At 59.5% G+C, this 12,556-nt stretch carries 8 protein-coding genes and 1 pseudogene; 3 read left to right on the top strand and 6 right to left on the bottom strand.

Annotated features, from left to right (window positions below; translation table 11 throughout):
• Nucleotides 1-163: 163 nt before the first annotated feature.
• Nucleotides 164-394, top strand: a pseudogene (locus ACWJJK_RS21225) (IS3 family transposase); the annotation flags it as partial.
• Nucleotides 395-445: 51 nt separating this feature from the next.
• Here the strand turns inward: ACWJJK_RS21225 and ACWJJK_RS21220 are convergent.
• From ACWJJK_RS21220 to ACWJJK_RS21195, 6 genes are all read right to left on the bottom strand, one after another.
• Nucleotides 446-1,789 carry a TolC family outer membrane protein gene (locus tag ACWJJK_RS21220; RefSeq protein WP_156881061.1) on the bottom strand — a complete coding sequence of 448 codons (1,344 nt, stop codon included), beginning with the start codon at nt 1,787-1,789 and terminating at the stop codon, nt 446-448.
• A gap of 3 nt (nt 1,790-1,792) precedes the next feature.
• Nucleotides 1,793-3,115, bottom strand: coding sequence for an HlyD family type I secretion periplasmic adaptor subunit (locus ACWJJK_RS21215; RefSeq protein WP_156881062.1), 1,323 nt, complete (start codon nt 3,113-3,115; stop codon nt 1,793-1,795).
• Nucleotides 3,115-4,884, bottom strand: coding sequence for a type I secretion system permease/ATPase (locus ACWJJK_RS21210; protein ID WP_156881063.1), 1,770 nt, complete (start codon nt 4,882-4,884; stop codon nt 3,115-3,117). Before ACWJJK_RS21210 ends, ACWJJK_RS21215 begins: the two co-directional genes overlap by 1 nt.
• 230 nt (nt 4,885-5,114) lie before the next feature.
• Complete coding sequence (locus ACWJJK_RS21205) at nt 5,115-8,099, bottom strand: beta strand repeat-containing protein (protein ID WP_454128464.1); 2,985 nt, start codon at nt 8,097-8,099, stop codon at nt 5,115-5,117.
• A gap of 583 nt (nt 8,100-8,682) precedes the next feature.
• Nucleotides 8,683-9,309 carry a PEP-CTERM sorting domain-containing protein gene (locus ACWJJK_RS21200; protein WP_086133844.1) on the bottom strand — a complete coding sequence of 209 codons (627 nt, stop codon included), beginning with the start codon at nt 9,307-9,309 and terminating at the stop codon, nt 8,683-8,685.
• Between the two features lie 696 nt (nt 9,310-10,005).
• The gene (locus ACWJJK_RS21195) at nt 10,006-10,254 is read right to left on the bottom strand and encodes a hypothetical protein (RefSeq protein ID WP_156881065.1); all 249 of its coding nucleotides are present in this window, start codon (nt 10,252-10,254) and stop codon (nt 10,006-10,008) included.
• Nucleotides 10,255-11,009: 755 nt separating this feature from the next.
• Between ACWJJK_RS21195 and ACWJJK_RS21190 the strand changes: the two genes are divergently transcribed.
• Together ACWJJK_RS21190 and ACWJJK_RS21185 are read left to right on the top strand one after the other, a co-directional pair.
• Nucleotides 11,010-11,813 carry a hypothetical protein gene (locus ACWJJK_RS21190; RefSeq protein ID WP_139841044.1) on the top strand — a complete coding sequence of 268 codons (804 nt, stop codon included), beginning with the start codon at nt 11,010-11,012 and terminating at the stop codon, nt 11,811-11,813.
• Nucleotides 11,814-12,345: 532 nt separating this feature from the next.
• Complete coding sequence (locus ACWJJK_RS21185; RefSeq protein ID WP_156881066.1) at nt 12,346-12,543, top strand: DUF2283 domain-containing protein; 198 nt, start codon at nt 12,346-12,348, stop codon at nt 12,541-12,543.
• Nucleotides 12,544-12,556 lie beyond the last annotated feature (13 nt).

The following is a 12,556-nucleotide window of genomic DNA, read 5'->3' as shown; positions in this document are numbered from 1 at the left end:
GCACAGGGACTGTGCGGCATGAATCCAGTGCACAAGGAAGTGATAGGCCTCTGCCGTCCATGGCTTCTGGACCCCGGCATTCCAATCGCAAACGGGCCTTTAGTCGGCCCCTTCCCTGCCGGGGTGACGTTATTCGTCTTAACTTAACGGCATTGCCGCTCCAGGCCTGATTCACCATTCCGGTCAGGGGAGCCAGTGTTGTGCCCATGCCTATCGGGCGTTGCTGGAGCAGTTCGGTTTCAAGCCTCCAAATGCTCCTATGGAGAGCTTTTGGGGCACGCTGAAGAACGAACGGGTCCGTCACCGGCGGTTTGCTACGCGACAACAAACCATCGCGGACATCACGGAATGGATCGAGATCTTCTACAACCGCCAACGGCGCCACTGGCGGTAATGGAGGCCACCTTTGGACGCTGCTCTTCAAACGCGTGCCCCGCTCGCTGAATCACTTCCCGGCCATCCAGCCGTTGATCTCCTCCATGAACGGCGTGGACAGACTGCCGGCCCTGACCTGTAATCCAACAAGCCCGCGGATGTAGTCGTAGCGGGCCTTGGCCTGCTCGACGCGTGCCTTCAGCAGCCGGCGCCGGGCCTCGAGCAGGTCGACGATCGTCGAAGCGCCGAGCTCATAGCCGCGTTCCTGGGCCTCGGCGGCTTTCTCCTGCGCGCGCACTTCCTGGCGGGTGGAGTCGATCCGCGAGTAGCTGGCCATGGCATCCAGGTATGCCGTTCGTGTTTCCTGTTCGATTTCTCGGCGCTTCTGCTCGAACTGCTCCCGGGCGATCCGATGCCTGGCTTGTGCATCCCTCACCCCCGCCTGAACCCGGCCGCCCTCGAAGATCGGGACGGTGAGCTGCACGCCGGCGGTGAACACGTTGTAAGGGGGCTGGGAACGGTTATCGAATCCGGTGTCCGCATAGGTCTCGGAGACCTGCAGGGTAAGCAGCGGAGCATGCTCGGCCCGGCTGCTGGTCACCAGTTTGTCTGTGGCGTCGATGCCGTGTTGTAGCGCGGTCAGGGCCGGGTTGTTACGGGTCGCTTCCTGCACCCATTCATCCGGAGCGCGCGGGACGGGGGGAAAGTGCTCCCGGCCGACCGGGTTGACATCCCGCACCGAACCCCCGGCCAGCTCGCGCAGTTTCTCCAGCGCCACATCCTTGGCATTTCGCGCCTCGATCCCGCGGGTGGCCAACGTTTGGTAATAGGCCTCGACCTCGTACAGATCGGTCACCTTCACCATCTGCCGCTCGTGCATCCGCTGCAGGCCTTTCAGCTGGCTTTCCACGGCTTTTGTTTCCGATGCCACGTAGGCGATGTTGTCGGTAGCCTCGACTGCCCTGAGATACCGGTCCACCAGGTCCCCCGCGACAGCGATACGCGCCGCCTCGAGTTCCTGCTCCGACTGCAAAATGACATTTTCGGCGCTCTGCCAGCGATAGAAAGAGGCCAGGTCAAACAAGGCCTGGCGCAACTGCACCGTTCCGCGCAGGCCGCTGTATTGCTGATCGATTGCGGGCAAGCTGCTCAGGCTCAGCGAGCTTTGTCCGGCCTGTTGATGCAGATCGTTGTAAGAGTAATTCCCGACCGCGAAAATCTGCGGCAGCAATTTGCTGAATGCCTGGTCTTTCTGGGCGTTGGCTCGATCCACCGAGTATTCGCGGCTTTTCAGCACGGGGTTGGTTTCCAGGGTGCGCTGGTACAGCTCCAGCAGGGACTCGGCGCAAGAGGCCGAAGGCAGAGCAAGTACCGCCAGGCACAGGAGGCCCTTTCCGAAACCGGCTAATGTCATGGATCAATCTTCGATAAAGGAGCGGGTGACGGTGTTCACGAAAGGGTCGGTCAGATACTCGAACAGGGTGCGCTCGCCCGTATTTATCAAGACCTCGGCCGGCATGCCCGGCACCAGGTCCAGTTTCTGGCGGGCCAGGTCCTGAAGCCCTTCCGGCGTGATTTCCACCCGCGCCAGGTAATAGGAAGTCTGGGTTTGTTCGTCCACCAGACGGTCGGCGGAAACAACCATCAGCTTGCCCTCGATTTTTGGGGTATCGCGGGATTTGAAGGCGGTAAACCGCACTTCCGCCATCTGGCCGAGCTGGATACGGTCGATGTCCTGAGGCGACAGCCGGGCTTCCACGACCAAGCGCTCATCCTGCGGAACAATGTCCAGGATCTTTCCCCCCGGCTGGATGACGCCCCCCAGGGTGTGCACGGACAGACCCAGGACCATGCCGGGCTCCGGTGCCTTGACGACCGTGCGCGCCACTGTGCTTTCCAGGGACTGAATCTTTTCTCGCAACTCGAACAGGGCCGCCTGGACCTCGCCCAGTTCCTTCGCGACCTCCCGCTGCAGCTCCTTCTGGAGCTGGAGGATCTTGAGTTCGGTCTCGCTGATCTGTAGTTCGGTGGCTGCCAGTTCAGACGCCAATTCCCCGCGCTGGCCCTCGCTTTGTGCCAGATTGCGCTCCAGTTCCCGCACTTTCTGCTTCTCGGTGTAGCCTTCCTTGAGAAGGGCCTCGAAATCCTCCAGTTCGTGCCGAAATGACTTCACCAGGCGATCACGGCTGGTGATTTGGGCCTGCAAACCCTTGAGCTTGGCGCGGAGCTGTTCGATCTGCCGCCGGTACAGGGAAATCTCGCCGTCGTGGGCCGTCTTGCGGACGGTGAAAGTGTGGTTCTGTATGCGGATGGCGTCATCGATCCGGGGATCGTCTGCATGGACGAGCAAATTGGGAGGATAGCGGACCTCATTCAGGCCATCGCGTTGCGCGATCAGGCGGGCTTCCCGTGCCGCGGCGATGTAATACTGCCCGCGCAGGACTTCGAGCTGGGCTCGCGGCTGGGTGTCGTCGAGGGTGGCCAAGACCTGGTCCTTTTCGACCGAATCGCCGTCGCGGACCCGGATGGTCTTGATGATGCCGCCTTCCAGATGCTGGACCGTCTTGCGGTAGTTTTCCACGGTGATGACGCCCGGGGCCAGCGCTGCGCTGCTGAGGGGAGCGACGGCCGCCCAGGTGCCGAGGCCGCCGAAGACGGCGAAAACGACGAGGAACCCGAGCCGGCGGAAACGGCGGTCGTCGGTCAGCAGCGATGGCTGGGCTGAGGTCGTCACGGCCATCAAGACGGATTGTGGACGGGAGCGGCCGCGACGGGGCGGAGGCCGCCGGCCGGCCGCGGCGTCGAATTCTGCAAGCTCGCCAGAACCTGGTCGCGCGGTCCCGACACGGCCACCAGACCTTCCGCCAGCAGAACGATCTTGTCCACCTGGCTCAGGAGGCTCTTGCGATGGGTGACCACGATCACGGTGCACCCTTTGCGCTTCAGTTCGGCCAGGGCGGCGACCAAGGCATTTTCACCCTCCTGATCCAGGTTGGAATTGGGCTCGTCCAGGATCACCAGCTTCGGGTCGCCGAACAAGGCGCGGGCCAGTCCCAGCCGCTGCTGCTGTCCGGCGGAGAGGATATTGCCGTGGCCGAGGATTTTGGTGTCGTAGCCTTCCGGCAGCCGCAAGATCATGTCGTGGATACCGGCGGCGCGGGCGGCCGCCACTACCCTGTCGGGGTCGACGGTGCCGAATCGCGCGATGTTTTCGCCGATGCTGCCGTCGAGAAGTTCGACGTCCTGAGGCAGATAGCCGATGTAGTTGCCCAGCGCCTCCCGGTCCCATTGGGTGGTTTCGGCGCCATCAAGCCGGATGGCCCCGTGGCTTACGGGATAAAGCCCCAGGATCGCGCGGAGCAGGGTGGATTTGCCGGAGGCGCTGGCTCCGATCACACCCAGTGCGGTGCCCGGTTCGATCCGAAGGCTGATGCCCTTGAGCACCGGGGCGGACGCGCCCGGCGGCTGGACGACGGCGCTTTCCAGGAGGATTTCACCCCTCGGGGCGGGCAGCGGCATCGGCGGTTCGCGGTATGGGGCGGCGCTGAGCAGTTCGTCGAGCCGCTGGTAAGCGGCCCGCGCCTGCGAAAAACCCCGCCAGGTGCTGATCATCAGGTCCAGAGGCGCCAAGGCGCGGCCCAGCAGTATGGAACCCGCGATCACCAAACCCGGTGTGATCTCCCTGTGGATGGCCAGATAGGCGCCGAGACCAAGGATCAGCGACTGGATGGTCAGCCGGTAAGTCTTCGACAGCGCGGCGATCAGGCCGCCCTTGGCACTGGCCTGGCTTTGCAGCTCGAGCAACAGGGTCTGCTTGTCCTGCCAGCGGGTCCGCATCCGGGGCAGCATGCCCATGGCCTCGATCACTTCCGCGTTGCGCAGATTGCGCTGGGTGAACTGGTTGGACTCCACGGCGTGCCGGTTGGCTTCCTGCAGGTGTTTGCGGGTAGCCGCTTCGTTCCAGACAGCAAGGCCCGCCAGCACGAACGCCGAAATCAGGCCGACTGCCCCGAAAACCGGATGGAACAGGAACATCATCCCCAGATAAACCGGAAACCAGGGGGCGTCAAAAAACGCGAAGAGGCCCGGCCCGGTTAGGAACTGCCGGATTTGTAGCAGGTCGGTCAAAGGCTGCGCGGACGATATCCTGCCCCCGGAAGCGAGGGACTGGGCGAACACCGCATCGAAAACCCGCCCGCCCAGGAGACTGTCCAGACGCGCGCTGGTAACGATCAGAATCTGGGTACGGACCCACTCCAGCCCGCCCATCACGATGAAGAGGAACACCGCGATGAGCGTCAGCATCAGGAGCGTCGACTCGCTGCCGCTGCTCAGCACGCGATCGTAGACCTGCAGCATGTAGATCGACGGCACCAGAAGCAGCAAGTTGATGAAGAAACTGAAGAACCCTACCGACCAGAAGGAGGTCCGGCAAGTTTGCAGCGCCCGGCGCAGATCCGACCGGACCCATGTACCCTGGTGTTGTGGTTGCGGTTGGTGGGTACCCATTCGAATTCCTAAGTAGAGGCTGAACGGATACCCTCAACGCTCCGCATGAAATTAGAGCGGGCAGCCTTCAAGCCGGGCCTTGCGGATCGGGCATTCGTTCCTTCCCGAAACATGAGCGCTCGTGTTCTGACCGGAATCAGGCCGGCTGCGCCTGCCCGGCGCCTTCGGCGGCAAGGCAGGGCAACCGGGCTTTCGCAGGCGAACCGCCATATCGGATCAGAGGAGACCCGCTAGATCAGAAACTCGTTCTGTTGCAGCTCCGCGCCTACGCCCACCAGGCTGATCTCCGGAATACCCAGAGGGGCAATCCCGGCACCCTCCGTGGTCGAACCGCTCACCAGGCTCTGGATCACAACGTTGTCCCCGGTGCCGCCGTCGAGCACATCGAGTCCGGCGCCACCCAGCAGCACGTCGTCGCCGGCGCCGCCGAGCAGCACGTCATTGCCGTCACCGCCGATCAGCACGTCGTCGTCATCGCCGCCATTGGCTGTGAGCTGGATGCTGCCCACCGTCAACCCCGACGCCTCGATCACGTCATCGCCGGCGAGGCCGTTGATCACGAGGCGGTCCATTGTCGGGTCGAAATTCGTGATGTTGATCCGGGCCGCAAGACCCAGCACGGAGACTCCGTTGCCATCGCCCACGACGATTATGACGTCGTCCCCCTGGGTCGCATTGACGAAGATGGTGTCCGCCTGGCCGTCGCTACCGCCGCCGAAAGCGCCGAGATCGATGTTGACTTCGGTCACGTCCGTGCCGGACAGATCGTTGACCACGATGTTGTCGGCGCCGCCCAGCGCCCTGAAATCGATCCGCTCGACGTCGTCCAGGTCCATGGTGACGTTGGCGACGTCGCGGAAGAAGCGCGCGCGGCCGCCGTTGGCGGAGATATCGATGTTTTCGCTGACGTTCGCGCCGTTGAACAGCATGGTGTCGAAGCCGGCCTGGCCTTCGAGGATGTCGTTGTCGTCGCCCGGATTCCAGACGAAGGTGTCGTCGCCCGCGCCCATGATTGCGAGGTCGTTGCCGTCTCCGCCGTTGAACAGATCGTCCCCTTCGCTGCCGAGTAGAACGTCGGCGCCGAGGCCGCCGTTCATCGTCAGTTGGACTGCGCCAGCCTCCAGACCGGTAGCATCGATGACGTCATCCCCGCCAAGACCATTGAGCGTCAACCGATCGTTCGCAACCTCCTGGCCGGAAATGTTCACCTGGCTCGGCAGACCGAAGACGGTAATTCCGCCGGCATCGCCCGCGACGCCGAACACGTCGGCGCCATTCGTGGCGTTCACCGTGACCGTGTCCGCCGCGCCGTCGCCGCCCCCGCCGGTGCCTCTCAGGTCGATGTTGATCTGAGTGACGTCCGTCCCGCTGAGATCGCCGATCACGATGTTGTCGGCACCGCCCAGCGCGTTGAAATCGATCTGTTCGACGTCGTTCAGGTCCATGGTGACGCTGCCGACGTTGCGGAAGAAGTGCACGCGGCCGCCGTTGGCGGCGATGTCGATGTTCTCGGCCGCGTTGCTGCCGTTGAACAGCATCGTGTCGAAGCCGGCCTGGCCTTCGACGGTGTCGCTCCCGTCGCCCGGATCCCACTGGAACACGTCGTTGCCGGCGCCGAGCAAGGCGACGTCGTTGCCCTGCTGGCCGTCGATGAAGTCGTCACCGTCGCCACCCAGGAGGACGTCGGCGCCCTGGCTGCCCAGGATCGTGTCGTTGCCGGCGCCGCCGTCGATCACGAGCTTGATCACGCCCGCCGGGAGGGTGGTCGCAGTGATCCCGTCGTCGCCTGCCCCGCCGTTGATGACGAGCGAATCGTTGGCGCCTTCGCTGTTGGCGATGTTAACCTGCGCCGCCAGTCCGACCACCGACGCCGATGTCCCGGCGCCGAACACGTCGATGATGTCGTTGCCGCCCGTGCCGTTCGTGACCACCGTATCGGCCTGCCCATCGCCCGCCGCTCCGCCGAGCGTTCCGGCGAGATCGATGTTGACTTCGGTCACGTCCGTGCCGGACAGATCGTTGACCACGACGTTGTCCGCGCCGCCCAGCGCCCTGAAATCGATCCGCTCGACGTCGTCCAGGTCCATGGTGATGCTGCCGACGTTGCGGAAGAAGCGCACGCGGCCGCCGTTGGCGGCAACGTCGATGTTCTCGGCCACGTTGCTGCCGTTGAACAGCATCGTGTCGAAGCCGGCCTGGCCTTCGACGGTGTCGCTGCCGTCGCCCGGATCCCACTGGAATACGTCGTTGCCGGCGCCGAGGAAGGCGACGTCGTTGCCCTGCTGGCCGTCGATGAAGTCGTCGCCGTCGCCGCCCAGGAGAACGTCGGCGCCGTTGCTGCCCAGGATCGTGTCGTCGCCGGCGCCGCCGTCGACAGTGATCTGGATGAGGCTCGCTAGATTGCCGGTTGCGGAAAACGTATCGTTACCGCCGTTCATGTTGACGACGAGATTCTCGGTCGTGCCGATATCGAGTGCGAAAGGGGCCGGGTCGAGGCGGTCGAAACGGACGCGCGATCCGTTGGCGGTTGCCGTAAACACCTCGGCGCCGTTGCCGCCGTTCACTTCCGCGGTGTCGATGCCGGTTCCGCCCTCCATCAGATCGCTGTCATCGCCCGGATTCCAGATCATACGGTCGTTGCCGGCCTCGCCGAACATCTGGTCATCGCCGTCGCCGCCGGTCAGCGTATCGTTTTCAGAACCGCCGAACAGAAAGTCGACGCCGCCTTTGCCGAAGAGGACGTCGTCGCCCGCCTGCCCGAAGAGCTGGTCGCCGCCCGAGCCGCCGGTCAGCGTGTCGTTTCCCGTGCCGCCGAAAAGGTTGGCGCGGGGCAAAGCACCGTTTGTTTCGTCGAGCGTGATGGTGTCGTTTCCGCCCAGCCCAAATCCCTGAATCAGGCTCGTGTTGGCGACGGTCGCGGTACCGCCCCCGACCGGAACGGCGCCGCCATTGATGAGAATGGTTCCGGCCGCATTGCGGCTGAATTCGATCGTGTTGTCGAATGCATCACCGAGTGCCGTCAGAACCCCGGTGGAAGGTGTGAACGTTCCGGTGACCGTCTGGGTGGTGATGTCTGCGCTTGCGGTAAGAGCGAGCGGTCGGACATCTTCGGTCGACAGACCGCTCTCCGAGGGGGCTCGGAACGGTAGCTGATCCAATGCAAGCACTTCTGGTGCGGGTACCGGCTGTTTCCGGCCGAGGTTGGACATACCCATGGTTTTCTCCTTAATTATTTTTGATGATCACTCGATAACGCCGTATGAAATTTCGGTGGACTAGGGTTAAGGATTGAACGCCCCGTCCTAATCCGGCTCCATCCGAAACTTCTTATCGGGATTCGGCTCAAAATGCGGTGCCGGATCATCGTTTCGGCCCGCCTCCCGATTTCGCTCGGACTAACTCCGGCGGTACATTCACAAGAACCTGAACGGAGCCATGGCCGATCATCCCTTTCATGGCCCTGATCTCGAAGCGCTTGCCGGTCTATCCGGCCCAGCCATGACACCGCCCGCCGCACCTCCCACTGACGCGTCGTATCGGTATTTCTCCCTCCGAGCGAGAAAGGTTCAAAAAATCCAGCGTTGCGGCGGATTTTTTTACGAAACCCTTGTATGGCATCCCGGTCATCCAAAAGAACCTATCGTGGCGACGAGTCCCGGCGGTCGGCGCACTGGTCGAATCAATCGCAAACGTCGCTTTAATCGCGACCTTCCCCGCTTGTCTCGCCCGGCCCCAGCCAGGGGTTCGGATATCGCGCGCAGATGACTCGCAGCGCGTGTGAAGCTTGTTGGTCGAACCTTACCGAGCGCGGTTGCGCTGACTCGAACTCCGGCGGCGGAAAACGGCATAGGCCATCATGCCCGCCCCCACCAGCGCCAGTGACGGCGCCTCCGGGACGTTGTTGGTCGGTACGCGGGACCACACGGCATAGATGAAGCTTTCGGAAGTTAGGTCGTCCGAGGGGGAAACAATCAGGAGACCAGAAACGTCGTCCAACGGGCCAAACAGATTTTGTGCAAAACCCACATCGGCCAACCCGCCTACGGTGAGCCCAAAATCATAGGGCGTCAGCACCATGCAAAGAACGAAATCTGAGCACCCCGCGGTTGTATCCGGGGCGGAATCGAAGGCGCCAAAGGCCCCGTCCAAAAAGACCTGGTCCAATAAGGCTTGCGAGGCGGCCAATGCCTCCCCTTCCGTCTTAAACACGAAATCGTTGCTGGAATCGCACCCGCTGAACAACCCGGCACAGGTCCCACCCTGAAATGTGACATCGTATAGCGTGGTCACGTTGTTGACGGTGACTTCGACGCCGGTGGCCCCGGTCAATATGCCGTTAGTCACCTGCAGCGTCGGTAGAGCATGCGCGCTTCCCCAGGCAAGGCACGAAGCGACTAGGCAAACGATTATCCACAGAGTTTTCATTGGTCTCACTTTCCCTAATTCTGCGCTCACGAGTGAGCATGATGGTAAACCGTCGCTACCGCCTCGGAACGACCCCCTAGCACCTTCGAAGTGCCAAGCAGGATTTAGGCCATCGCCTCCAATACTAACCGTAAGACCTTGAAATAAAACTCTTTAGAGTGCCTCGCGCCCAGCGGTTCCCTCTGTATCTTTGGGGCTCTGTAAAAAATCCTGACATGCTTGTAACAGGCCGTACACAGAAACGCCATTTGAAATTGAACGGCCGCTTAGCGGGAGAGCAGAAAAACGAAAGTTTGGACGAATCGGTTAGCGCCTCATCACTCCGCTGTTTCGCTGGACGTGTGGTCATCCTTCTCGGACGCCATGATCTAGCCCTAGTTACCGAATCAGTAACTCTGCGGATATGCTGGGGATGCGTCGCACTTCACGTCGCTGCCGCAAAATGGCCGATTTTTCCAAAGGAACCGACCGTCCACGGAGATTTGGCGACTGGCGGCTTTTGGCCGATTGTGTTGAAAAAATCATCTAAACCAGCTTATCAGCTCGAATCCGCGCAGATTTGATTTTTTCATCATCGTAGATTCAATGGGTTACGCTCGTGCTGACGCTGAAGTGAGTAGGGTTTTTGCTGCCTGAAGTCCGCGCTCGAGATTGCCATTATCGGCGCCACCGGCGGGAACAGCTGCGGCTGTACTACTAGTTGCCGCGCAAGCCAAACAGGCATTTAAGCCAGCGTTTTGCCGTCGGGGTCAGGCCAGCCTTGAGACGTTGCTCGGCCAGGCGGGGGTTGATTTGCGCCAGGGTCGGGTAGATGTGTATGGTCCCGGCGAGATCGGATACCTTCAGATTCTTGCACATTGCCAAGACGTATTCATGGATCAATTCGCCCGCCTGGGCTCCGGCGACAGCCGCGCTCAAGACACGGCTGTTATTGCTATGGCACAAAGAGCGATTTTCGACAAATGCAGTCCGTAGGATGTGCCGACCATCGGGAAGCGCCCTTCGACTCGCTCAGGACAGGCCCTTCGACTGGGCTCAGGACAGGCATCGTTCGCGATCGATGGGCTGCGCAGGCTCAGCCCATCCCATACCAGCTATCATTGGCATGATTCCACTAAGCTGCCGGAGCAATTAAGCATTTTTCACTGCTATATAGCGGCGCGCCATGGGAAACTGCCCCTCACAAGTCAAAATACAGGCCGATATGACTCATAGAGCGTTTTTCATCCCAATGTACGGCTTCGTGTCGGGCGGGAAGAACGTAGGTCGGCAAAGGAGTTTGTCGGAAGGGTCGCGACTAAAGCGACCGTTTGCGATTGGGAAGGGATTGCCGACCTACCTATCGGGCTCTCTGACACCGAATCGGAAAATGTCTAGGCCGGAATAAGCCCTTCGGCTTCGCTCAGGACAGGCTCTGCGTTTCCGGCAAAGTCGTAGGTCAGCCATCCTTTGCCGGCAGCCGTGTCGGGAAGGGATTCTTGATCTACCGTACTGTTGGGCGAAATGAAAACGCGGTGGGAAACGAACGCCGTGTGCGTGGCGTAAGCAAAATAACGAAAGCTCGATCCCTTCTCCAGATTCGGATTATTTGGCCTTTCGGATAAGATATCGCATTTGACGCAAAGCAAGACGTTGGATATTTTCCATTTCCGGATTAGATATCGAATTTGAGGTCGACTTTTAGTTAGCAGTAATAAGTCATGAACGACGATAAATTATCTGAGGCCGTAAACAGATCAGGATTCCCACTACAAATCGGATTAGAACACCTGATTAACGAAACACGTGGGTCGCATGGGTGGAAAGTAATATTTTCTGAACACTCATGGAAAAATACCACAGATGGTTGTTCAGGTTTTATTGACTTAGTTCTAGAAGATCAATACGGCACTTCAGTATTAATAATTGAATCCAAAAGAGTCTTGGAAACATCTTGGATCTTCCTAATAGAAGATGAAAGGCAATTACAAAGGCGCCATGCAAAGTCTTGGCTGCTGCGCTACTTCGATAATAGGTTTACATATTTTGGATTAAAGGAACTAACTTTAGAGCCAACGACACCTCAATCACAATACTGTGTTGTCGACGGTCAAGATCCAAAAAGCAAACCAATGCTTGAAAGAGTTGGTGCTGACGTTGTCTCATCGGTTGAAGGATTTGCATATGAGGAAAAAGAACTTCATCTGAAAGATAGGGAGGCATTTCGAATGTATTTTGGCGTAATCGTAACAACAGCCAAGTTGAAGGTTTGTTCGTTTAACCCGGCCAGAATATCCATCACAGATGGGAAAATTCAAGATGCTAATTTCAAAGAGGTTCCGTATTTGCGTTTTAGAAAACAATTGGCGTCACATTATGAAGTTCCCGAGCATTATGCTGTTGGCGGCTATCGAGAGATTTCTAGTGCAAAAGAAAGCACTGTATTTGTTGTAAATGCAGAAGCACTCCCACGGTTTTTGCGGGAATTTGAAGTTGATGACAATAGCCTCAGGAGCGTAGTGTGAAACCTGCTAACAATCACATCCAGCCGACCCAAAAACCACTGCGCGGTTTTCGTTCGGCTGATGTGACGCGTTAGCCCTATAGACTCGCGACCTACCGATGATGGACATAGAGGAGTTTAAGGAGGAGTTGTCGATCTTGCTCAATCCTGAGCCAGATGAAGACGGCATGGTTCCGCTGGAATACCCCCATCCGCGCCATAGAAGGTGTCAGGCTTTGGTTATTGTGCTAATACCCCATGGCCCGCGTGATCGTTTCCGACCGAGCTTCATCTTGTATAGGAATCGCTGTGAGTAGCTGAATGAAGTTTACCCAGTATTTTCAAGCCATGCGCCAGCGCCCGGATCGAAGTACCATTCGGCTGGAATGGATTGAATACGTGATTGAAAATCCGGTCAGAGAGGTAATCCAGGAGGATGGCAGAGTTCGCCGGTGGGCGCCAATTTCGGAGATGGGCGGCCGCTTTTTGCGAGTGATTTTGCTGGAGGACGGGGAAACCGTGCACAATGCTTTTTTCGATAGGACGTTCAAGCCATGAAGATTACGTACTTTCAGGACACGGACACCCTTTATATCGAGTTGAAGCCGGCCGAGGTTTCGGAGACGCGGGACTTGGACGAAAACACGCTGCTTGATTTAGACCAGCACGGGAATATTTGTGGGATTACCATCGAGCATGCGAAGGAGAGGGCGGATATCCCGAGCTTTTCTTACGAGCAAGTCGCCGCTTGACTGCCTGTCCCTT

This window comes from Methylocaldum gracile, assembly GCF_053646815.1.
This window is presented reverse-complemented; position numbering and strand designations above follow the sequence as displayed.

Bases quoted from the DNA above. Each gene is read 5' to 3' on its own strand.
- ACWJJK_RS21210 (WP_156881063.1), bottom strand. From the start codon at position 4,884: ATGGGTACCCACCAACCGCAACCACAACACCAGGGTACATGGGTCCGG.
- ACWJJK_RS21205 (WP_454128464.1), bottom strand. From the start codon at position 8,099: ATGGGTATGTCCAACCTCGGCCGGAAACAGCCGGTACCCGCACCAGAA.
- ACWJJK_RS21220 (WP_156881061.1), bottom strand. From the start codon at position 1,789: ATGACATTAGCCGGTTTCGGAAAGGGCCTCCTGTGCCTGGCGGTACTT.
- ACWJJK_RS21215 (WP_156881062.1), bottom strand. From the start codon at position 3,115: ATGGCCGTGACGACCTCAGCCCAGCCATCGCTGCTGACCGACGACCGC.
- ACWJJK_RS21200 (WP_086133844.1), bottom strand. From the start codon at position 9,309: ATGAAAACTCTGTGGATAATCGTTTGCCTAGTCGCTTCGTGCCTTGCC.
- ACWJJK_RS21185 (WP_156881066.1), top strand. From the start codon at position 12,346: ATGAAGATTACGTACTTTCAGGACACGGACACCCTTTATATCGAGTTG.
- ACWJJK_RS21190 (WP_139841044.1), top strand. From the start codon at position 11,010: ATGAACGACGATAAATTATCTGAGGCCGTAAACAGATCAGGATTCCCA.